Genomic DNA, 21,046 nt, shown 5'->3' with positions numbered 1-21,046 from the left:
TTTTTTATGCGCCGCGGTGGTAAATACTTAATAGACGGTGGGCACGAATACGTCCTCGGGCAGGACCTGCCGTTTGTAGCCTTCCTCATGTTCGCGAGGCGGCAACGAGATCGAGGGCTGGGATACTTCCGAATAGGGAATTTGTTGCAGCAAGTGATGAATACAATTGAGCCGGGCTCTTTTTTTATCGTCTGCTTCTACAACCCACCAGTTCGCCTCCGGGATATTGGTTCGCGAGAACATCTCTTCCTTAGCGACCGTGTATTGCTCCCAACGGCGACGTGACTCGAGATCCATCGGGCTTAGTTTCCACTGTTTCAATGGATCGTCGATACGGCACTGAAATCGAAACTGTTGCTCCTGATCGCTGATCGAGAACCAGTATTTGATCAAGTAAATTCCGGAACGCACAAGCATCTGCTCGAACTCGGGAACTGTTCGGAAGAACTCTTCCAACTGCTGCTCGTTACAGAACCCCATCACCCGTTCGACGCCGGCTCGGTTGTACCAGCTACGATCGAACAAAACGATCTCGCCACCTGCGGGCAAGTGCTGAATGTAACGCTGAAAATACCATTGCGTTTTCTCACGCTCGCTCGGAGCGGGAAGTGCCGCGACTCGACAAACGCGTGGGTTCAGCCGCTGCGTGATTCGCTTGATCGTTCCGCCTTTGCCGGCGGCATCTCGTCCTTCAAACAAAACGGCCACTTTGGCTTTATGCTCGACGACCCAACTTTGAAGCTTGATCAGCTCGCGCTGTAGGCGAAGCAACTCTCGAAAATAGACTCGGCGAGGTAGTGGTTCGTCTGTTGCAATTTCTGGACGTGTCGCCACACGGTCCATCATCGCATCTTCTAACTCCGCCTCGAACTCCTCGTCCAACGAGTCGATGATTTCGTCGTGCAAACGCTGTTGGTCGAATTCCGAAGAAAATTCGTTCATTGTGGTCGACTTTCTCAAGCTCCTATCATCCAATCCCAGACCATGAGTCTAACAAACCGTGTGGCATGGGATATTAAGATTTGAAGAGCCGCGTGTCGCCCTCTAGCGAGCTTGCTTTCCCTCGGCGGAAAGGTTCGTACCGTTTCGCATGTCAAACAGAATTCGCGGTGCTTCTTCCGAGATGGCCATCACCACAGGATGCGATAGCTTCCGCTGGGCCGTGATAGCAAAGAAATGGCTTCTTACGTCCTCTAGCGTGCCGACCAGTTCGACGTCGTACTGTCGCCGCACTTGATCCAGCACCGCCGCCGGAGTGGGAAAGACCCCAGCGCCACCGCTGCCAAACTCGTTAAGCATTGCACTATCGTCGAATTGGGCGACAATCTTGGGGCAGATATCATTCTCGTCGAACCACTGATCCAAACTTCGCCGCAACTCCGTATTGGGCGACGGCAACAGCAACGGCGCACGTTGCAACGACTTGGGAAAGTCGGCCCGTAACTGTTCGGCCATCGAACCGACCGCACAAAACGCAATCGCACAATCGCCAAGTGGATGATTGAAACTGCGTCGTTGTCGATTCGAAGAAAGCGGTCGATCCGAAATAATCACGTCATGTTGATGCCGCGCAAGATCGGCGACCAGTTCTTCCATGGGCGCTTCGTGATAGTCGATTTGAACCGGCCGAGAATATCGTAATGCCACTTCCAATAGCCGATACGTAATCAGTTTCGGCACATACATCGGCACGCCAACGCTCAGTCGCAACGCTCGATCGCTGGGCAACCCTCTGAGGCTGCCAAGCATCTCTCTTCCTGTCGAAAAAATCTCGTCAGCGTACTCAAACACGGTCGAGCCGACGTCGGTGAGCTGTAGGTCTCGCCCGCTTCGGTCCAGCAGATCATGTCCAAGTGACTTTTCTAATTTACGAATCTGCGAACTAACGGTCGGCTGAGAAAGATGGAGATGGTCGCAAGCAGCCGTAATGCTTCCCTGCCGAACTGCCACCCAAAAATAAAACAGATGTAGAAAATTAAGCTCTTGGAGACGATCGATCATCAAACCTTCTCATCCTGTAATCCCTACGTTTCGTGGGGCGAAACATCCATGGAATCAGGTTCGGGGGATAGTTGCGGTGTGTCGCACAATTCTAGCGATACGCACTCAATTGTCCGCAGGCAGATATTCTTTCCGACATAAGAAAGTCATATTTTTTCCGCGCCGCCTGCGTCAGCATAGAAAATTTCAATGTACTACTAAGACAGACGCCACCATAGAGATTTTCAATGCAAAGTGATGAAAGATTGTTGCGACTTTCGAGGCTCGAAATGCGTATAAACATTCCAGCAAAGGACCACGGAATACGGTCCTCAGCCATGCATTCGTTGATAGCGGATGCAAACGAATTCCCCATGAAGAGGGCATCGAATGCTAAAGAGCGTCTTGCTTCACCTCAGCGGTTGCTACGGTTCGGACCAAGTGATTGAACTCGGTGCTCGGATCGCACAGCGCTGCAACGCCCGTCTGCAAGGTCTCTCGGTACTCGACAACAGATCGCTTCAAAACACCGGACACCTGGTATCGGCCGTTCATACGTTAAGCGAAACCACTCGGCTTGCACACACGGAGCGGCGGCAAAGCATCTCGCACGATCAGATTCGCCAGGTGGGTCAGCGATACCAACTCGAGTTCGATTCGCTCGGGCTCGAAGGGGATCCTATCCGGACGTTGGCTCGTGAATCGCAGTTTCATGATCTGCTTGTCGGATACTGTCCGATCGGCAGCCAGTTTTCTCCTGGCGAACTCGATCCCTGGCAGCACGTGGAACTTGCTTCGCGAAGTCGGCAGCCCCTGTATGTTTCGCGAGGTGAAAAGACCGATCCGCGCCGTGTCTTGCTGGTTTACGACGGTAGCGTCGCAGCCGCGAGAGCGATTCGCACGTTTCTCAGTCAGTCTCCCTTGGAAATGCCGCAGTGTCGTCTGCTTGGTGTTGGAGCGGCCGCCAACGAGTGTGCTAATCGACTACTTTCGATGCGTCGGTACTGCGAGTCGCGGTGCCCTGACGTGGAAGTAGGTTACCTGACAGGGTCGGTTCGCAGGGTCCTAATTCCGTACGCCCAGAAGTGGGAAGCGGATGTCGTCGTGATGGGAATTCCCAGCCAGCTGGGCCTTTGGTCTCGCTGGGTCGGGCAATTGTCGCTCGTCGTGCTGCGACAGACGAAGCTCGATCTTTACTTAATGGGATAGACATCCACATTCTGGAACAAGAGAACATTTCTTCCGCAGGCAACGGAAAGAAGTAAAGAGGATTTATGATTCGCGAAGGATTTTGGACCGAAGTTTTCAAACTACAAGGTTCCGTAACCCCCTACATCGCTGGCAGACTTTTTGTATTTACCGCTTTCAGCGCGGCTATCTATACGCTGTTTCAAATCTTCGATCTCAAGAACGGTCTCGCGACAGCTCACTACGAGTACATTGGTGTCGTGCTCGCATTGCTATTGGTACTTCGAACCAACGCAGGCTACGACCGTTGGTGGGAAGCTCGCAAAATTTGGGGCGGCATCGTCAATCAATCGCGAAACCTTGCCCAGATTGGACTGATCTATGGCAGTTCCGATCCGAAATGGCGAGAGTCGTATGCCCGCTGGGTTTCCGCATTCTCGGCGACTTGCTGCCATAGCCTGCGAAGCGAACATAAGTTCGACGAAATTTCTGGTCTATGCGAAATCGTTGGTACCGATGAGACGCGTCGACTCTCCCAGGCCGAACACATGCCGATGTACGTCATTCGCCGCGTGGCCGACCTTTTGAAGGAGTCGGTCGACAACGGGCAGCTGGATCGTTTTTTCTTTCTGCAAGCGGAAACGGAACGTGCCCGGCTCATCGATCACATTGGTGCCTGCGAACGGATTTTGCGTACGCCATTGGCTTCGGCATTTTCCATCAAGATTCGCCGGTTCCTGTTTCTTTATCTCATTTTCCTACCAATCGCGATTGTCGATGCAGCAGGTATGGCAACGCCGTTGATTGTTTTCTTGGTGGCGTATCCATTACTGGCGCTCGATCAAATTGGTGTCGAACTGGAAAACCCATTCAGCAAGCGTCGCCTGAATCATTTACCGCTCGATCAGATATCGCAAACGATTCATGGCAACATCATGGCCTCCGTCGCGGAACTTCCTCCCGTCATCTCGCACGACGCCACTCCAATTCCCAAACCGAAGCGAGACGTGATGCCTGCCACTACCGAATATGAAGAGTCACGATCGATGGAGTTTCGTCCTGCGATTATCGAGCCATAGCCGCCCACGCTATTACGGCTGCGAGTAAAGCAGCATCAGCGGTTCGTCCGAAACTTCCAACTGAACCAATGCCCGATTCGTGTCGATGTGTTGCCTCAGACCATCGATGCGAATCACGTCGACCTTGGCGTCCTTTGCGACGTCAAGGTCGACAATTTTTTTGGCTTCGTCATTCCAAACGACTTTTAAGCAATTTCCTGCATCGTCGCGAAATAAATACGATTGCGTTCCATCAGGCGACTGCTTCTCTTCGACGAACTTCTTCACGCCCAAGCTGTTAATCAGGTGATAGTAAGTCACCGCATCGAGCCGCGGATTGTAGTTATTGAACTTACAGTCAAAGACGCAGTGAGCATCACCAAATTGCCCCCGGGCATTGCCATCTTTGTCGGGGTACATGATCGTGAACCAACTGACGGTTTCGCCTCCTTCGGCAAAAAAGACCGTACACTTCTTGATCATCTCGATCGCCACCGCCAGTCGCGCTTGCCCTTGGCTATTGAGCCCTAGTTCGGTCGAATGAATCGGCTTTACGGCGTCGTACTTTTCCATCAACTTCCGATACTCAGCCATCGTGCGGCGAACTTTGCTGTAGTGCTCGTAGATATGAAAATCGTACGAGTCGAGATAGTTCTGATAGCCTGCTTCAAAGTACTCTTTGTTCGGCTCGACCGAAGTACCGATCACATGGATGGCAGGGTCATACGCTTTCACCGCTTCATAGACGGCCTTGTATGCTTTGACGTTGTCGAGAACGACTTTCCCCTTTCCATGCGGTTCGTTGCCCAGGGCAATCATCGCCAATCCTTGATCCGCATAATCCTTGAGAAAATTGGTTATCCCTTGGCGAAGCGACTCTTCGGTGACCGTCTTGAATCCTTCATCTTCCACCTTAGACGCAGGCGTTCCGGTGACCCATTTGGCGTCGAGCTTTTTGACAATCTCCAATCCTGGCAGTTTCGGCCGATACGGAGGCTCATTCGACCAGCCACCCCAGACTCCCATCATGCGCAAGCCAAGCCGATCCGCTAGATAAAAATAATCGGGAAAGCGACTATCCCAATTCCGAATCGTGAAGGGAATCTGTTCCGGCTTATACTGCTTACTGATAGCTTCCGGCAAGATTGCAAAGCCGGAAAACTCCGTTGCCGGTTCCCCTTCCCCTTGAGCAATCGTCACGTGCAATTCATAAAACTGCCCAACGTTTAGCTTGCTTCGATCGAGTTCAATTCGCCCGTCGTACGTTTGCCGTTCCACTTGTGAAAGTGGAACGGCGATCTGGCTAAGCACGATGTCACCGCGATAGTCAAGTACTTCTGCCTGAACGAGTTGATTTTCTTTCGCGAGCGGTTTATTGGTGGGAACCGAAATCTGAAAGGCGATTGGCCTCTCAGGGTAAAACAAATTGCCGATCGCTTCCGAAGCAATCCGAATGCTCTCAATCCGTGGCACCGCGGGCTGTACGACCAATCGAGCTACGGTTAGATCATCGATCGAAAAATGGCCATACGTTTTATTCAGCTGACAGTTCCACCTCGCATAGGCAGCCCCATCCGGCAAACGGATTTGCTTCTCGACTTCCGTCCAATCGTTTTGGCCAAACCCAATCGCCAGCGGAAACGTTGTCAATTTTTGATCGTTCGTGTCGTAGATGTTCAGTTCGACAGCGCCATGAAACGAATTGTCTGGCGAATGCAGGTCGGACTTCCATCGATACGCAACGCGCCACGATCCCTCCTTCACTGCGAGTCGTGGACTACTTGCCGAAGTTGGCTGCTGGATTGTTTCCAGCGTTCGTCGCATCGTCAGCATAGAATCGTAGGAGACATCTCCACTGGTCTGCCACTTTAATGCCTCCACTTCGTCAAAGTCTTCTTGCCAGGCCTCTTGCGAAAGCTGACCTTCGACAATCGCTTCCATCCGCAAGTCAGCCAAGTCAAGCTGCATGGGCGAATCGGACGATCGCGTGTTCAACATCAATTCGATCAGTTTGACACCTCCATGCCACTTGCCATCATTGGCACCACCCCAATGCTCGCCTCCCGCGACCTTCTCTGGCTCGATGCTGACAAGGTGCCACTGGCCATCGGCGTTGACGTTAAAACCGTGTCGTTGATGGGTTTGACCGCTGTCATCGACCAACCGCAGAGAGAACTCGTTCACAGTCTCCGATCGAACTTGCATACGAATCGCTGTGGTTCGTTTCACATCCGATTCGTCCAAACGATTTCGCATGCCCACATAGCGTCCGCCGCTTGAGAAGTCGGCTTTCAACCGCAAGCCTGAACGTTCGGCGGTAGCGCCGTCAATCGACGTGAGTCCACCTTCGGCTCCTTTGAATTCGTTGCCATTGTTGTACTGCCAGGCACCTGTTGTTCCTTCGGCAAACTCGTCCAGGCGAACCGTTGTCGTGATATCCACTTTCGGTGGCGTAGGTGTCAGCGTTACATTCCGAATTGCGATACTTCCTTCGCTGAGTGCCTCGCGACCGGCCAATATGACGAACAACTTGCCGGGCTGATGCCACCGCCCATCGTTCGCACCGCTCCACTTCTCGTAGTTCGTCACGATGTCGAGCGGGGCCCCTTTCTCCAGCGACGTGAAATATCTTGCCACAGGGAACGTGTAGGTTTGCCAGCCCCCTTTATCATTCAAGCGAATGCTTAGTTGGTGGCATTGCCCGGTACCGTCAATCAATCGCGTGGTGACTTTACCGACGCCACTGGGTACCTTGATCTCGAACGAAACTGTTTCGATCGGCAACTCCGGCAGGCGTTTCGCCGCTTGCACGTACATTCCGCCGTCCGAGAAATCGCCATGCAAATTTAGCGTGGGTGGATCCGATTTCACAAGTTCCAACCGGCCGACCGCTCCGGGAAATTCTTTGCCGTTATCGAACGTCCAGCCGCCTAGCTTAGACTTCGTATCGATCAGCTCGATGGGCGATTCTGCGCAGACGTTTGTCCCGGCCAAACAAACCAGTGCGATCAGAAGTAGCAGACGTATCATGAATCTGGCCATTCGTTCGAGAAAAACAGGGCGATTCGCACACTAATCGCCAAAACTTGCGCCCGATTTGACCGACAGGCCCAGGACGAGGACAATATGGATCACCTTTGAGACCCACCCAAGTATGTCCCTCCTCGACGTAAGGTTTCATCATGCACCGTCTTTTTCCCCTCGCATTGTTGGCCATCGGCCTCTTCCTTCCTCACGCGCTTCACGCAGCAGATGCCGCTAAGCCGAACGTCGTGATGATTCTCACCGACGATCAAGGCTGGGGCGATCTCAGCGTACACGGCAACACGAATCTCGCCACACCCAAGATCGATCAGTTGGCCCAGGAAGGTGCCCTGTTTGAAAACTTCTACGTCTGCCATCTGTGCGCTCCAACTCGCGCCGAAATGCTCACCGGCCGCTTTTACGGACGCACTGGCGTTCGTGGCGTTTCGACCGGACAGGAACGATTGAATCTCGACGAGAAAACGATCGCCCAGTACTTCAAAGAAGCTGGCTACGCGACCGGGGCCTTCGGCAAGTGGCACAACGGGATGCAGTTTCCCTACCATCCCAATGCACGCGGCTTCGATGAATACTACGGATTCTGCTCTGGCCACTGGGGACATTATTTCAGCCCAGAATTGGATCACAACAACAAGTTGGTGCGTGGCGACGGCTATGTTTCCGACGACTTCACCAACCGCGCGATGCAGTTCATGGAGAAGAACAAAGACAAACCATTCTTCTGCTATGTTCCGTACTGCACGCCTCATTCACCGATGCAAGTACCTGACGAGTTTTACGACAAGTTTGCCGACATGGATCCGAAGATGAAGAATCGCGATCCCAATAAAGAACAGCTCGGCATGACCAGGGCAGCACTCGCAATGTGCGAAAACATCGACTGGAACGTCGGCCGGTTGGTAAGCAAGATCGACGAACTCGGCCTCGCCGATAACACCATCGTCATTTACTTCGCCGACAACGGACCGAACAGTTTCCGCTGGAACGGCGACATGAAGGGGCGCAAAGGTTCGCTCGATGAAGGAGGAACTCGTGTCCCATGCATCATTCGTTGGCCTGAGCATATTCCTGCTGGGCGAACGATCGAACCGATCGCAGGCGCAGTCGATCTATTGCCAACACTCTTGGACTTCGCTGGTATCAAGCAGGAATTCCCGAAGCCCATCGATGGCATTAGCCTCAAACCGCTGTTGACCGAAAAGAACGCCCAAGCTTCCGAAGACCGTTACCTGATTGCTTCGCGTCGAAACCAGGTAAGCGTTCGCAGCCAGAAATATCGGCTCGACGCCGACGGCAAGCTGTACGACATCACCAAGGATCGAGGACAACGCAAAGATGTTTCCAAGGAGCATCCTCAAGTAACTGCCAAGCTGAAAGAAGTTGCTAAACGATACCGCGGCGAGATGCTTCCCAACGAGGATAAGCGGCCGTTCACCGTTGGCTATTCGACCAATACGCCTCTTCCGGCTCGAGATGGTAACGGCCATGGCGGAATCAAGCGGAGTGCCGGAGCTCCGAATTGCTCCTACTTCACCAACTGGAAGAATACCGACGGCACGATTACCTGGGACGTCGAAGTGAGCGAGCCTGGCGAGTACGAAGCGATCGTCTATTACACCTGCCCGAAAGAAAACGTGGGAGTCGAAATCGAAGCGGATCTGCTCGGTCAAAAGACATCGGCGACAATCTCCGAAGTGCATGACCCCGAAAGCTATGGCCCTGAAAGTGACCGCTTCGATCGTGGTTCCGAGTCACCGGTGAAAGACTTCAAACCCTTCTCGCTGGGCACATTGGACCTACCGAAAGGGCAAGGGACACTCACCCTTTCCGCCGCTAAAATCCCTGGCGATGGTGCCATCGAAGTTCGCTACGTCTGGCTCAATCGTAAGTAATGACGCGATGCCAGAGGATCGATCGGAAGGCCAGTCCAATCCATTTGCTCCGCCACAATCTGCGGCGGGGCAAATTGGTTTAAGAGTCGCCTCACGATCGATCGGCTTGGTTTCGCTGCTCATTCCCTACGTGGTATTGCCGTTACTAATGAAACTGGCGGAACTCGTTCCGGCCGGGCCTGCGTGGAGTAGCGTGCAGATCGTTTTGTTATTGCCCGCCATTCCGATTACCGCGTCATTGATACTAGGGGTGATCCTCGCGAAACATTTCAACATGTTCCTCTTTCGATACTTGGAATGGCTCGTCGGATTTTATGTAGTAACCCTGCTCGTCGAATACGTTACGATATTTGATTGGGTCTATCCCAATTTCAGCTGGCGATAGTTCCACTCTTTGCTCCTTCCCCTTTGCCAATCACATTCCCTTCCGGAAGATTACGACCCATGATACCACGTCACATCTTCGCCTTTTCCGCAATAACTGCCCTTCTTTCTATCTTCGCCAGCAGCGCTGTAGCGGAGCAAACGAAGTCGTACGATCTTGTCGTTTACGGCGGGACGAGTGCCGGGGTAATTGCCGCGGTGCAAGCGAAACAAATGGGCAAGACCGTTGTACTGATCAGTCCTGACAAACACTTAGGCGGACTTTCGAGCAGCGGTCTCGGGCGAACCGATAGTGGTCGCCAAAATGCGATCGGCGGACTTTCGCAAGAGTTCTATCACCGCATCTACAAGCACTACGCCAAAAGCGATTCCTGGCCATACGAGAACCCGAAAGACTACTTGGCCCAGCGTGAAGCCCACGGCGCGTCAGATTCCAAGAACGAAACCTGGTGGGTCTTCGAGCCGCACGTTGCAGAAAACGTCTTTGAAGATTTCATCGGCGAAAACAACATCGAAGTCCTGCGCGACGAATGGCTCGATCGTATGGATGGAGTTCGGATGGATGGTCAGCGGATCGCAGCGATCAGCACCCTTTCCGGCAAGACGTTCCACGGCAAGATGTTCATCGACGCCACCTACGAAGGCGACCTGATGGCAGCCGCTGGCGTCACGTTTACCGTTGGTCGTGAAAGCAACGATAAATACGGCGAGATCGGCAACGGAGTCGAAGTGGCGAAGAACATTAAGAACCATCGCTTCCGCGTATCGGTCGATCCCTACATCAAGCCAGGCGATCCGAACAGCGGCGTGGTTTGGGGCGTTCACAACCAAGGGCCTGGCCAGGAAGGTTCTGCCGATCATCGTGTGCAAGCCTATTGCTATCGTATGTGTATGTCGCGTGTGCCAGAGAACAGCGTGCCGTTCCCCAAACCCAAGAACTATGACGAAAGCGTCTACGAGCTTCTCTTCCGGAACTATGAAGCTGGCGATATGCGTGTGCCGCTGCACCCTGCCCCTGCCCCCAACGGCAAGACCGACACCAACAACAACGGCGCGTTCTCGACCGACAACATCGGAATGAATTACGATTACCCCGAGGCCAGTTATGCGGAGCGAAAACAAATCCTGCAGCAGCACCTCGACTACCAACAAGGGCTCATGTGGACGCTGGCCAATCATCCTCGTGTTCCCCAAGAGGTGCGTGACGAGATGGCAAAGTGGGGACTCGCCAAAGACGAATTCGTCGACAACGCCAATTGGCCGTACCAGATTTATGTTCGCGAGGCCCGGAGAATGGTTTCGGATTATGTTCAGACCGAAAGCGATTGTCGCCGACTGAGAATTTGTGACGACAGCGTCGGGCTCGGCTCTTACAATATGGATTCGCACAACGTTCAGCGATTCGTCACGGAAGAGGGCACCGTGCAGAATGAAGGCGATGTGCAAGTCGCCACCGGCGGTAGCTACGCGATCAGTTTCCGTTCGTTAATCCCCAAGCAAGGTGAAGCGACCAACCTGTTGGTCCCCTGCTGCTTGTCGAGTTCGCACATTGCATTCGGCAGCATTCGCATGGAACCAGTTTTCATGATCCTAGGTCAAAGCTCGGCAACCGCCGCGGTCTTGGCGATCGATCAGAACATTAGCCTGCACGACCTTCAATATTCAGATTTGAAAACACGTTTGGAAAAAGATGGTCAGCAACTAACCCCCGCTGGCAAACCGAAACCGTATACCAATCGGTAGCCACTCGCTTCAGGGAGTTCTCCTCATGAAGTCTTTTCTTTTCATCTTCGCGGCGTGCGTCAGCGTCTGTCTGTTGTCCCACGCCGCCGCAGCCCCAGTAAAAGTATTCGTGCTGTGTGGTCAGTCGAACATGGAAGGCAAAGGGGCGATCCAACACCTTGAACAACTTCTCTCCGATCCTGCCACCGCGAAGACGTATCAGCATCTGAAGGATAAAAGCGGCTGGGTCGAACGAGACGACGTCTTCATCAAATACAACGACGATCGCGGGCAAGGCAAGCTTTCCGTCGGTTACGGGACGCCCACCAATCGATTTGGTCCCGAACTTCAGTTCGGCCATGTTGTCGGCGAAGCCTTTGACGAAAAAGTCCTCATCATCAAATGTGCCTGGGGTGGAAGAGCAATGGCGGTTCGCTTTCGTCCCCCCAGTTCCGGCCCAGGAAATTACACCCAGCGAAATCGTCAAACGAAAGAAATTGAACCTCTCCCAGAAGAAACGTATGGCGAAGCTTACCGAGACACGATTCGTATCGTCCAGGAAACGTTAGCCAACATCGAAAACGTCGTTCCGAACTACGATCCACAGCAAGGATACGAACTTTCTGGATTCGTTTTCTTTCAGGGCTTCAACGACATCATCGATCAAAAGAAGATGGATGAATATGGCCAAAACTTGGAGAACCTCGTTCGTGACGTTCGTAAAGATCTGGACGCCCCGAACCTCCCGTTCGTCATTGGCGAACTAGGCCAGCAAGGGGTCGAGCCAGAGAAACGTTACGCAGAAAAGCACTTCAAGTTTCGCAAGATCCAAGAGGACGTCACCAAGCTGCCTGACTTTCGCGGCAACGTCGCCTTCGTAAAGACCAGCCCCTACATCGTCAAAGATGGTGAGTCATTCGACGGCGGCTACCACTACTACGGACGTGCCGACACGTTCTTTCAAATTGGTAACGCTTTCGGGCAAGCAATGCTTACGATGGTTCCAGGGAAGTGATTGCCTATTTATCAATTTGAGCAGCAAGGAATTTAGAAATGGTTCGTTCGATTCCGTTGATGTTTCTGTTCCTGATCGCGATGTCGTCTAGCCTACAGGCTCAGTCGACTTTCGCTGGCACGAAATTTCTCGCACAGGGCGCCGTTTATGAGATCGATTTCGCAACGACTGTCGATCGCATTAATGGCCAGCCATTCGAGCCGAGAGCTCGCCAACGCTTGTTTCGTATCGCCAGTTTCGGCCCTGCCAGTTGGGTACGCTTAGAGCATCCTCGCGATGTGGACGATCTCTACAAATGGAATCGCAAGCTATTCGCTGAAAAACTGCTCGCCACGGAAGACGCAGTTGCAAAGATTGAATCGCATGAAGCCGGAAAACAGGTCCTCGAACGATTCCGAAAAGAGGCTGCCGTTGAAATCAAGCTTACGACAACACGAGTCAACTTGGCCTATGCCGTTTCTATTTCCGAGATTTCGCTACACAAGTTTCTCGCCGGCTTCGAAGATTTTATCGAAGAGAACCCGCCTGAAGACTCATCGGAATAGATCGTCGTTAACGGCAAGGCCCTTCTAAGCAGTCAACTCTTCGATACGCTGAGTGATCTCTTGTTTCCAAACCGTCACGACCGTTTGGCAATGGTCGTTCGGTCCATAATCGACCCTACGGACCTACCCGCCACCATCTTGCCACAAAGCGGCCACTCAGTTAAGATTTTCGTACTGAGAACAACTCTCAATTAGCAGGCAATAGATGCTTCCCGACATTCCCCTTAGCATGGTGCAGCCAGGGTCCGTGGTGCGGATTTCGCAGATCGTTGGCGGATGCGACGACGTCAAGCGGATGGCCGAGATGGGGCTGCAAACGGGAACGGAAGTCGAGATGCTGCAAAGCGGCAGTCCCTGCATAGTTCGCGTGGGGCAGTCGAAGCTTTGTTTTCGGCAGTCCGATATCCTCAACATTCTGGTGAATACGGACGAGACATAATGTCGAAGCTGTCGGAACTTGCGGTTGGCCAGGAAGGGGTCATCGCTTCGATCGATGCCACCAACACGGCGGCCGTACGACTGTTGGAAATGGGCATGACCCCAGGCTGTGCCGTCAAGATGATTGGCTCGGCACCGTTTGGCGATCCCCTTGAGGTGGAGATTCGCGGTTACCACCTCAGCCTGCGTAAGACCGAAGCAGACTTAGTCCAACTGGTCAGCTAATCCTTCCCTAGTGCGCACCGTTCTCGCCGACCGCTTTTCGCCCCCGGCGATCCTTCTTGCATTCCTCGAACAGCCCAAGTGAAACAACAAGCCGCATGTCTGTCGACGCACCTGCCAGAACGCTAAACGTTGCCCTTGTCGGAAATCCCAACACTGGGAAATCGACCCTCTTCAACGCATTGTCTGGCATCCGCCAGAAGACCGGCAACTATCCCGGCGTGACCGTCGAAAAGAAGCATGGTTCGTTCACCCACAACGGGCAAAAAGTCGAACTGATCGACTTGCCTGGGACGTACAGCCTTGCCCCGCGTTCGCCGGATGAAATGGTGACCGTTGATGTGCTGCTAGGCCGTCAAGCGAACGAAGCCAAGCCGAACGCCGTGTTGGTGATCGTCGATGCGAGCAACCTCGAGCGAAACTTGTACATCGTCAGCCAGGTCAAAGAACTCGGCTTGCCGACGGTTGTCGCGCTGAACATGGGGGACATCGCCCAAGACAAAGGGATCACCATCGATGTCGCGAAGCTGGAAGAACGACTCGGGCTGCCGGTTGTCGCGACCCAGGCCAATCGCCGAGGTGGTCTCGATCAACTTCGCGATACAATCGTCGCCCTGCTAGAGCGAGATTCCATTGCGGTCGAGAGCCCCTTCCCTGACGAATTCCGCGACAAAGTAGGCCAGCTACATGCCAAGCTACAAGAGCGCGACGTCGATGCTCCTCGTTACCTGGCCGAGCGTCTGCTGCTCGACACAAGCGGCTACCTCGAAAAAGAAGTCGCCGGCGGCGGACAGGAACTGCACAACTGGATTGTCGAATCACGCAATCAGCTTGCCGAACTGGGGCAACCGGTTCCAGCGATCGAAGCCATTTCCCGCTATCAATGGGTGCAAGGTGTCCTCGATGGCATCGTCACCCGCGAGGCGACGCGAAAAGTCACGCTGTCCGATCGAATCGACCGTGTGCTAACGAACCGTTTCGGTGGCACCATCTTCTTCATTCTCATCATGACACTCATGTTTCAAGCGGTCTTCAGCGACTTAGTTGCAGGCAACTTGATGGGATTGATCGAAGCGTTTTTCGAGTTGATCGCCGGGGTAGTCGATGCCAACCTGGCCGATGGTGCTCTCAAGTCGCTATTGATCGACGGTGTCATCGCAGGCGTCGGCGGCGTGTTGGTTTTTCTGCCGCAGATTTGCATTTTGTTCTTCTTCATCGCGATCCTGGAAGATTGCGGTTACCTGGCCAGGGCCGCCTATTTGATGGATCGCCTGTTCAGCAAGATTGGCCTAAGCGGCAAGTCGTTCATTCCATTGCTGTCCAGCTTCGCTTGTGCCATCCCCGGCATTATGGCGGCTCGTGTGATTGAAAATCGCCGCGACCGACTGATTACGATCTTGGTCGCTCCGCTGATGAGCTGCAGTGCCCGAATGCCCGTTTACGTGCTGCTAACCGCGGCGTTCATTCCCGATGAAACGTTCGGCGGCGTCCTTTCGCTGCACACGTTGGTAATGCTCAGCATGTACCTGCTAGGAATTATCGCCGCGGTGGGTGTCGCGTTCTGTTTACGCAAAACCATTCTGCCGGGCGAAACGCCTCCGTTCGTGATGGAACTTCCCAGCTACAAGTTTCCATCGATTGTTGGGGTGCTGACGGTGATGGTCGAAAAAGGATGGGCCTTCGTCAAACGAGCCGGTACGCTGATTTTTGCGATGACCGTAATTATTTGGGCGTTGTCGTACTTCCCTCGCAACGAAGAAGCAGCCACGGCACCGTTCGCGGATGAGATCGCTCAATTGGAAGCCCAGCTTGAAAACGCCAACGAGGAAGAAGCAGAAGTAATCGAAGCTCGCTTGGGCGAAATCAACAACCAGATCGACGGCAACTTATTGCGACACAGCTTCCTTGGCATGGCCGGACATTGGATCGAGCCCGTTGTTCGCCCGTTGGGTTGGGATTGGAAGATCGGCAGTGCCGCGATTGCCTCGTTCCCGGCTCGCGAAGTGATCATCAGTACCATGGGCGTGCTCTACAATCTAGGTGGCGATGAAGACGAAGAGTCCGAACCGCTGCGAGAAACGATCAAGGGAGCCACGTGGGACGGCAGCGAGGACAAAGTGTTCAACATCCCTGTCGCGTTGTCGATCATGGTGTTCTTCGCGTTATGTGCTCAATGTGCTGCGACATTGGCCGTTATTAAACGCGAAACCAACAGCTGGCGATGGCCCATTTTCACGTTCGTTTACATGACGGTCCTGGCCTACGTCGGAGCCCTGATCACCTACCAAGTCTCCGCCGCAATCCTGCTGAGTTAAAATTGCTGGCTGAAGCGGGGCCATCTGCCGATGATACGCTTTAGCTACCCCCATCGGTCTTCACTGAAAACTGAACATCGAAGATTGAAGCCCCCTCCATTTGACTTTCCCCCCGAACACGCAACGATAGGCCAAGGAGTTTCCCCATGTGGCAAAACTTAATCGTGCTTCTGATCGTTGGCTCGGCGTTTGGGTATATCGGCTGGGCCATTTACCGGAGCATCCTGGGTGCGGCATCGGCATGCAGCGGAGGTGGTTGCGGGGGCTGCGGTTGTGGCTCGAAGCAATCCGCCGAAGGTGGCAATCTGATTCAGCTGACCAGTAGCGAACCGACCGACAACGCGGTAACTTCCCCTGACGAGACTTCTGCGGTAAGCTCGCAGCGAACGTAATCTTCGCCGCTTCACTCCAGAACGCGCCGCTCGATCTCTTTCCCGCTTGAAGAAGGACACCCCATGGCAGGGCCAATCGCCTACTGGGAAGGTACCTGGATACCTCACAGCGAACTGACCATTCCGCTTAGCGATGCCGGGTTCGTACTGGGGACCACCGTCGCGGAACAGTGTCGCACGTTCAACGGCAAGATCTTTCGACTTGACGAGCATCTCGATCGTCTCTGGAACAGCTTGCAAATGGTCGACGTCCAGTCGCCGGAATCGAAGCAGTCGCTGACCGTTGTCGTTCATCAAATTATCGAGCACAATTACCCGCTACTTCCAGCCGGAGCCGATTTGGGTGTGACAATCTTCATCACCCCCGGCTCGATGGATCAGGTCTACAAGCCACACAAAACGGGTCGGCTGGCCGTTCACACGCAGATGGTCGCCTTCGATACGTTTGCCCATCTTTACGAAGCTGGTCAGGCATTGATCGTCCCGCAAACGCGTCAGACCCCGGTCGAGTGTTGGCCGCGTGAACTGAAAGTTCGCTCGCGCGTGCATTATTACCTGGCCGACTTGGAAGCGAAGAAGCAAGATCCCGCCGCGCGAGCCGTTTTGCTCGATCAAGCAGGCTACGTGATGGAAGCCACAACCGCCAACATCGCCAAGTACCACCCCAACACCGGATTGGAACTTCCTCCGGCCGAACTCGTGTTGCCAGGCATCAGTATCGCCACGCTCGAGATGCTGGCCAAACAGCTCGATATTCCTGTCACGCACAAACAATTGACGCCAGAAGATTTCGCCACAGCGGATGAAGTGCTGCTGACGAGCACGTCGCCATGCATCGTGCCGTGCAATCAATGGAACGGCAAACCGATCAGTGTCGGCAAACCAGGCCCGATCTTTAAACAGCTGATTGAGACCTGGGAAGAAATGGTCGGCGTCGGCGTGCGGGAACAAGCGAGAAAATTCGCCGGTAAATAGCGGTGGACTAACCGTCGCGGCGAAGGTCGACGCTCAGTGGCATCTTCTTGTTAGCGTACCAAGCTTTCCAGGCGGCTTCGTCGAATTGGAAATCGACTTCTTCGTCCAAAACCTGACGCAGCGCGACACGCACCCCTCGGTTCTGAATGTCTTTGTCGATGATCTGGGCTTTTTCCGAGCCAAACGACATACCGCCACCGCCGGTGTTGCTGAACGCGGCGTTCGTACGGCCAGGCTGAGTTCCCTTCTTCACTTGGAACTTATGCGTCGTTACCAGGGCATCCATCAACGGTAGGACGCTCGCGGGATGCTTCAAACGCCCTAGCACAATCGCGGCTCGATTGACCGCTGTATTGTCGTCACTTTTCAACTGAGTGATCAAATAGCTGACGGCGAGTTGGCTTTCCCGCTGCTCGAGTGCGATGGTGGCTCGATCACGGAGAGAATCGTCCGGGTCGTTTGCGGCGATCTTGACTAACGTCATCGTCGTTTGGGGTGTCTTGATCCCGGACAATGCTTCAACAAGCAGTTCGCGCACCGCAGGGTGCTTTTCATCTTCCAGAACTTCGATCACCGCCAAGCCAGCGTTAGGATCGGTCAGCGATTGCAGCCCCTTGGCCGCTTCCTGAGCTTTGTCGCCGCCACGCTTTAGCCACGATCGCCAGTTACGGACTTGCTTCCGCCATTCGACTTGCTGGTCTTCGATCTTTTGATCTTCGGCCATCATCTTCAGGTCTTGCGGAAATCGCCAGCGACGCCCATCGCGAATGTATCCCTGCTGTCGCAGCCAATCGTCGCGGATGATCCACTTGTTCTGAAAACGTTCGTAGCCGAGGGCCTTACGTGCGTCGACGTTGTCTGGCTCGCGCCGTAGGACTTCGTTGTAGTGATAGTCCCGCTTCTCCGGCAGATTGTTCTGATCGCACCACTTGGCCATTTGCAGTTGGCCTTCGACGGTGTCTGGCATGCGCGGCAGAAACTCTTCGTACTGCTTCAACTGAGCCGAGAAAGCCACGACGTCGCGAACGGTCGTCTTACCAAGCACCAGCGTGCCGTTATCGGTTTTGACCTGGTACGTCGCGCGAGGCGATTCGTCCGGATTCAGCAGCGTTCCTTCGACCGTCCCACCGCTGGCCAGGTGAAAGACTTCCGCCTCGGCGATAGCGCAGAATCCTGCCAGCCCCATTGCCGCAGCAATGAAGGAAGTACAGAACGTCTTGGCAACCAATCGGCGTCGCACCGGCAAGCTCTCTGTGGGAAATGGCGAGAAAAACCCTATCCCTAAGTATACGAACCGCTTAGCTCCGGCACCAAGATTTGGCCCCAGAATTCAAAAAATGCGGGTTATCACGGTCCGGGGGAGGCCAAAACGTCCAAAATCTACGACGTCTGGGCCACGTCTTCGTTGCGGAACGCGTCGATGATGGCTTGGGGGACTTTCGCCGGCATCCGCTTGTCGAGGTCGACAAATGCCCAATTGGTCTGGGCAATGGCCAACACTTTTTCGTCGCGGCTGCGGCGGATTTCGTATTTACGGACGCACGAGGCCCGGCGGAAGGAGTCGACCCACGTGACCACTTCCAGCTGGTCGTTCTCAAACGCTGGCCAGCGGTATTCGATTTGATGGGCACGAACGACCCAGCCGCAGCGGAGTTCGTCGTATTGCTTCTGGCCCCAGCCCTTTTCCAACGAATGGGCCACGGCTGCGTCCTGCATCCACTTTAAGTAGACCAGGTTATTTACGTGCCCTTGCACATCGATATCGTCGGACACGACATCGATTTTATGATGGTAGATATTCGTCAGCATGAAACGTTCGGTACCCTACGCCCCCGCGGTGATCCGCCGAGGGGTATGAAATTCTCGCACGTCGACAACGTGCATCCCGGCAGCCTGCCCTGCTTCGATGCCGAGTTGGGCATCTTCGTAAACGCAGCACTTTTCGGGGGCGACGTTCAAACGCTTGGCCGCTTCCAGAAACACATCCGGGAACGGCTTGTGCCGCTCGGTATCTTCCGAGCAGACGAACGCCTGAAAGTAATCGCGGATCTCAAGTTCTTTCAAAATGCGATCCATCACCCATCGCATCGCCCCGGTGGCAACCGCCATCGGCACTTTGCCATGATTCAACCGAACCACTTCCAGGACCGGCTCGATCGGCTCGACCTCGGAAATCAGTTCGACAAATGCGTCTTCCTTCTCGTGAGCACATTCCAATGCGTCGAGCGTGACGCCCTGCTCTTCGGCGAGAATATTGAAGATTCGCTCGGTCGGCATCCCCCCCATCGAGTAGAACCGATCTTCCGAGAACTCCAAGCCATGCTTCTCGGTGACCTGACGCCACGACAAATAGTGAGCCGGCATCGTATCGGCCAGCGTTCCATCCAGGTCGAAGATATAACCTTCAAATTGCACGATTTTGCCTCTTAGTGGTGCTTTTCTGCCTGTTCTCAGGTTTTGCTTATTGTAGATGCTCTGTCGGGGCAATGAAGGGCATTTGAGTTGACGCGGCTTACCGCAGCGGACGATAATGGGGCCTCCCGCCGCCTAGCGCAACGATCCTCCCCGCTCGAACCTCGTTAAGGGTATTGCAGAATGCGTCTGCCGATTTTCCTTTCTTTCTGCCTTGCATGCTTTTCCTGGAACATTTTGTCCGCTGAACACAATTGGCCTGAGTTTCGTGGCACCGACGGTAACGGGGCGAACTTCGCGGCCAAAGTCCCCACCGACTTAAGCGACCCTGCCAATATCGCTTGGAAAGCAGAGCCACACGGCAAAGGCTGGTCGTCCCCTGTCATCTGGGGAGATCAACTTTGGATTACGACCGCAACCGAAGATGGACTCAAGCAGTACGCATTGTGTTACGACCGCAACACCGGCGAAAAACTGCACGACCTGTTGATCTTTGAAAACGAAGAAGTCGACGAAGCCCACCACACCAACAGCTACGCATCGTGTACGCCGGCCATTGAAGAAGGTCGCATCTATCTGCACTACGGTAAATATGGCACTGCATGTCTCGATACGAAGTCGGGCGAAATCATTTGGCAGCGTCGCGATCTCCCTTGCCAACATCATCGCGGGCCCGCTTCGTCACCGATCCTGGACGACAAAAACCTATACGTCGCGTTCGATGGCTTCGACGTGCAGTATGTCGTCGCCCTCGATAAAGCGACCGGCGAAACCGTTTGGAAGACCGACCGCAATATCAAGTACAACACCGATAATGGCGACTGGATGAAAGCGTACGGCACCGCGCTGCTGATTAACCATAATGGCCGCCGGCAGTTGATCTATCCCAGTGCATATGAAACCCAGTCGTTCGATCCCGAGACCGGCAAGATCTTATGGAGCGTGCAGCATGGCGGGATGAACGCGGCCATTCGACCGATCTATCGGCACGGGCTCATCTACATTTTCCCCGGACATGGTAAGAACTTGATCGTCACCGTCGATCCCTCAGGCAGTGGCGACGTCACAAGCACGCACATCAAATGGACTGCCGGCAAAGGGGTACCACTGCGACCTGGTCCTGTCTTTATTGACGACAAAATCTTCATGCTGGACGATGGCGGCGTGGTCTCGTGCCGCGATGCAGTGACCGGCGATGTCGATTGGATCAAACGAATCGGCGGCAACTACCGAGCCTCGCTCGTATGTGCAGGAGACAACTTGTATGCCATGACGGACGACGGCCATGCCACTGTGTTCAAAGCTTCGCCGGAAGAGTACATCGAAGTCAGCCAGGCCGATTTCCCCTCGGGCTTTCAAGCTTCCGGGGTGCCTATGGACGACGCGTTGTACCTTCGCAGCGTCAATGGTTTGTACTGCTTCCGTAACCCGAAGTAACCGTTACTCAGATCGTCGAGCTTTGC

20 protein-coding genes are annotated in these 21,046 nt (G+C 54.1%); 13 read left to right on the top strand and 7 right to left on the bottom strand.

Annotated elements, in window-relative coordinates:
• Nucleotides 1–27: 27 nt before the first annotated feature.
• The 3 genes from ppk2 to LA756_RS27390 form a co-directional block, all read right to left on the bottom strand.
• Nucleotides 28–942: a polyphosphate kinase 2 gene (gene ppk2 / locus LA756_RS25640; protein WP_224437567.1), complete on the bottom strand. Its 915-nt coding sequence runs from the start codon at nucleotides 940–942 to the stop codon at nucleotides 28–30.
• Nucleotides 943–1,044: 102 nt separating this feature from the next.
• The gene (locus LA756_RS25635) at nucleotides 1,045–2,001 is read right to left on the bottom strand and encodes a LysR family transcriptional regulator (RefSeq protein ID WP_224437566.1); all 957 of its coding nucleotides are present in this window, start codon (nucleotides 1,999–2,001) and stop codon (nucleotides 1,045–1,047) included.
• 311 nt (nucleotides 2,002–2,312) lie between these two features.
• Nucleotides 2,313–2,372, bottom strand: a complete 60-nt coding sequence (locus LA756_RS27390; RefSeq protein ID WP_224440438.1) for a hypothetical protein — start codon at nucleotides 2,370–2,372, stop codon at nucleotides 2,313–2,315.
• Between LA756_RS27390 and LA756_RS25625 the strand changes: the two genes are divergently transcribed.
• Both LA756_RS25625 and LA756_RS25620 read left to right on the top strand, forming a co-directional pair.
• Nucleotides 2,371–3,189, top strand: coding sequence for a universal stress protein (locus LA756_RS25625; protein WP_224437565.1), 819 nt, complete (start codon nucleotides 2,371–2,373; stop codon nucleotides 3,187–3,189). The genes LA756_RS27390 and LA756_RS25625 overlap by 2 nt on opposite strands.
• 65 nt (nucleotides 3,190–3,254) lie before the next feature.
• Nucleotides 3,255–4,247 (top strand): bestrophin family protein, encoded by a 993-nt coding sequence (locus tag LA756_RS25620; protein ID WP_224437564.1) that lies wholly within the window; start codon nucleotides 3,255–3,257, stop codon nucleotides 4,245–4,247.
• A gap of 12 nt (nucleotides 4,248–4,259) precedes the next feature.
• Here the strand turns inward: LA756_RS25620 and LA756_RS25615 are convergent, their stop codons facing one another.
• The gene (locus LA756_RS25615) at nucleotides 4,260–7,256 is read right to left on the bottom strand and encodes a hypothetical protein (RefSeq protein ID WP_224437563.1); all 2,997 of its coding nucleotides are present in this window, start codon (nucleotides 7,254–7,256) and stop codon (nucleotides 4,260–4,262) included.
• 152 nt (nucleotides 7,257–7,408) lie between these two features.
• Here LA756_RS25615 and LA756_RS25610 point away from each other — a divergent pair, with 152 nt between their 5' ends.
• The 10 genes from LA756_RS25610 to LA756_RS25565 all read left to right on the top strand — a co-directional run bounded on the left by LA756_RS25610 (nucleotide 7,409) and on the right by LA756_RS25565 (nucleotide 17,171).
• Entirely contained in the window at nucleotides 7,409–9,163 is a 1,755-nt protein-coding gene (locus LA756_RS25610) for an arylsulfatase (protein WP_224437562.1), read from the top strand.
• A 7-nt stretch (nucleotides 9,164–9,170) separates the two neighbouring features.
• Complete coding sequence (locus LA756_RS25605) at nucleotides 9,171–9,548, top strand: hypothetical protein (protein WP_224437561.1); 378 nt, start codon at nucleotides 9,171–9,173, stop codon at nucleotides 9,546–9,548.
• Between the two features lie 59 nt (nucleotides 9,549–9,607).
• Nucleotides 9,608–11,290, top strand: a complete 1,683-nt coding sequence (locus tag LA756_RS25600) for an FAD-dependent oxidoreductase (RefSeq protein WP_224437560.1) — start codon at nucleotides 9,608–9,610, stop codon at nucleotides 11,288–11,290.
• Nucleotides 11,291–11,315: 25 nt separating this feature from the next.
• Nucleotides 11,316–12,284 carry a sialate O-acetylesterase gene (locus tag LA756_RS25595; protein WP_224437559.1) on the top strand — a complete coding sequence of 323 codons (969 nt, stop codon included), beginning with the start codon at nucleotides 11,316–11,318 and terminating at the stop codon, nucleotides 12,282–12,284.
• 38 nt (nucleotides 12,285–12,322) lie between these two features.
• Nucleotides 12,323–12,829, top strand: coding sequence for a hypothetical protein (locus LA756_RS25590; protein WP_224437558.1), 507 nt, complete (start codon nucleotides 12,323–12,325; stop codon nucleotides 12,827–12,829).
• Between the two features lie 205 nt (nucleotides 12,830–13,034).
• Nucleotides 13,035–13,268 carry a FeoA domain-containing protein gene (locus LA756_RS25585; RefSeq protein WP_224437557.1) on the top strand — a complete coding sequence of 78 codons (234 nt, stop codon included), beginning with the start codon at nucleotides 13,035–13,037 and terminating at the stop codon, nucleotides 13,266–13,268.
• Complete coding sequence (locus tag LA756_RS25580) at nucleotides 13,268–13,492, top strand: ferrous iron transport protein A (RefSeq protein WP_224437556.1); 225 nt, start codon at nucleotides 13,268–13,270, stop codon at nucleotides 13,490–13,492. The genes LA756_RS25585 and LA756_RS25580 overlap by 1 nt, the downstream gene beginning before the upstream one ends.
• 95 nt (nucleotides 13,493–13,587) lie before the next feature.
• Complete coding sequence (feoB, locus tag LA756_RS25575; RefSeq protein WP_224437555.1) at nucleotides 13,588–15,804, top strand: ferrous iron transport protein B; 2,217 nt, start codon at nucleotides 13,588–13,590, stop codon at nucleotides 15,802–15,804.
• A gap of 146 nt (nucleotides 15,805–15,950) precedes the next feature.
• Nucleotides 15,951–16,196: a hypothetical protein gene (locus LA756_RS25570; RefSeq protein ID WP_224437554.1), complete on the top strand. Its 246-nt coding sequence runs from the start codon at nucleotides 15,951–15,953 to the stop codon at nucleotides 16,194–16,196.
• Between the two features lie 63 nt (nucleotides 16,197–16,259).
• Nucleotides 16,260–17,171: an aminotransferase class IV gene (locus LA756_RS25565; RefSeq protein ID WP_224437553.1), complete on the top strand. Its 912-nt coding sequence runs from the start codon at nucleotides 16,260–16,262 to the stop codon at nucleotides 17,169–17,171.
• Between the two features lie 7 nt (nucleotides 17,172–17,178).
• Here LA756_RS25565 and LA756_RS25560 read toward each other — a convergent pair whose 3' ends face one another.
• The 3 genes from LA756_RS25560 to LA756_RS25550 form a co-directional block, all read right to left on the bottom strand.
• Nucleotides 17,179–18,411 carry a HEAT repeat domain-containing protein gene (locus tag LA756_RS25560; RefSeq protein WP_224437552.1) on the bottom strand — a complete coding sequence of 411 codons (1,233 nt, stop codon included), beginning with the start codon at nucleotides 18,409–18,411 and terminating at the stop codon, nucleotides 17,179–17,181.
• Between the two features lie 140 nt (nucleotides 18,412–18,551).
• Nucleotides 18,552–18,980: a thioesterase family protein gene (locus LA756_RS25555; protein WP_224437551.1), complete on the bottom strand. Its 429-nt coding sequence runs from the start codon at nucleotides 18,978–18,980 to the stop codon at nucleotides 18,552–18,554.
• A gap of 15 nt (nucleotides 18,981–18,995) precedes the next feature.
• Nucleotides 18,996–19,586 (bottom strand): HAD family phosphatase, encoded by a 591-nt coding sequence (locus LA756_RS25550; protein ID WP_224437550.1) that lies wholly within the window; start codon nucleotides 19,584–19,586, stop codon nucleotides 18,996–18,998.
• Between the two features lie 234 nt (nucleotides 19,587–19,820).
• Here LA756_RS25550 and LA756_RS25545 point away from each other — a divergent pair, with 234 nt between their 5' ends.
• On the top strand, nucleotides 19,821–21,020 hold the full coding sequence (locus LA756_RS25545; RefSeq protein WP_224437549.1) for a PQQ-binding-like beta-propeller repeat protein: 1,200 nt from the start codon (nucleotides 19,821–19,823) through the stop codon (nucleotides 21,018–21,020).
• The last annotated feature ends 26 nt before the right edge of the window (nucleotides 21,021–21,046 follow it).

It is taken from the genome of Bremerella sp. TYQ1, from assembly GCF_020150455.1.
GTDB lineage: Bacteria > Planctomycetota > Planctomycetia > Pirellulales > Pirellulaceae > Bremerella > Bremerella volcania_A.
Note: the sequence above shows the minus strand (reverse complement) of the source record. Positions and strands in the feature narration are given on the sequence as shown.

Excerpts from the sequence above, each read along its gene's own strand:
- ppk2 (WP_224437567.1), bottom strand. The coding sequence starts at position 942 with ATGAACGAATTTTCTTCGGAATTCGACCAACAGCGTTTGCACGACGAA.
- LA756_RS25635 (WP_224437566.1), bottom strand. The coding sequence starts at position 2,001 with ATGATCGATCGTCTCCAAGAGCTTAATTTTCTACATCTGTTTTATTTT.
- LA756_RS25625 (WP_224437565.1), top strand. The coding sequence starts at position 2,371 with ATGCTAAAGAGCGTCTTGCTTCACCTCAGCGGTTGCTACGGTTCGGAC.
- LA756_RS25620 (WP_224437564.1), top strand. The coding sequence starts at position 3,255 with ATGATTCGCGAAGGATTTTGGACCGAAGTTTTCAAACTACAAGGTTCC.
- LA756_RS25615 (WP_224437563.1), bottom strand. The coding sequence starts at position 7,256 with ATGATACGTCTGCTACTTCTGATCGCACTGGTTTGTTTGGCCGGGACA.
- LA756_RS25610 (WP_224437562.1), top strand. The coding sequence starts at position 7,409 with ATGCACCGTCTTTTTCCCCTCGCATTGTTGGCCATCGGCCTCTTCCTT.
- LA756_RS25605 (WP_224437561.1), top strand. The coding sequence starts at position 9,171 with ATGCCAGAGGATCGATCGGAAGGCCAGTCCAATCCATTTGCTCCGCCA.
- LA756_RS25600 (WP_224437560.1), top strand. The coding sequence starts at position 9,608 with ATGATACCACGTCACATCTTCGCCTTTTCCGCAATAACTGCCCTTCTT.
- LA756_RS25595 (WP_224437559.1), top strand. The coding sequence starts at position 11,316 with ATGAAGTCTTTTCTTTTCATCTTCGCGGCGTGCGTCAGCGTCTGTCTG.
- LA756_RS25590 (WP_224437558.1), top strand. The coding sequence starts at position 12,323 with ATGGTTCGTTCGATTCCGTTGATGTTTCTGTTCCTGATCGCGATGTCG.
- LA756_RS25585 (WP_224437557.1), top strand. The coding sequence starts at position 13,035 with ATGCTTCCCGACATTCCCCTTAGCATGGTGCAGCCAGGGTCCGTGGTG.
- LA756_RS25580 (WP_224437556.1), top strand. The coding sequence starts at position 13,268 with ATGTCGAAGCTGTCGGAACTTGCGGTTGGCCAGGAAGGGGTCATCGCT.
- feoB (WP_224437555.1), top strand. The coding sequence starts at position 13,588 with ATGTCTGTCGACGCACCTGCCAGAACGCTAAACGTTGCCCTTGTCGGA.
- LA756_RS25570 (WP_224437554.1), top strand. The coding sequence starts at position 15,951 with ATGTGGCAAAACTTAATCGTGCTTCTGATCGTTGGCTCGGCGTTTGGG.
- LA756_RS25565 (WP_224437553.1), top strand. The coding sequence starts at position 16,260 with ATGGCAGGGCCAATCGCCTACTGGGAAGGTACCTGGATACCTCACAGC.
- LA756_RS25555 (WP_224437551.1), bottom strand. The coding sequence starts at position 18,980 with ATGCTGACGAATATCTACCATCATAAAATCGATGTCGTGTCCGACGAT.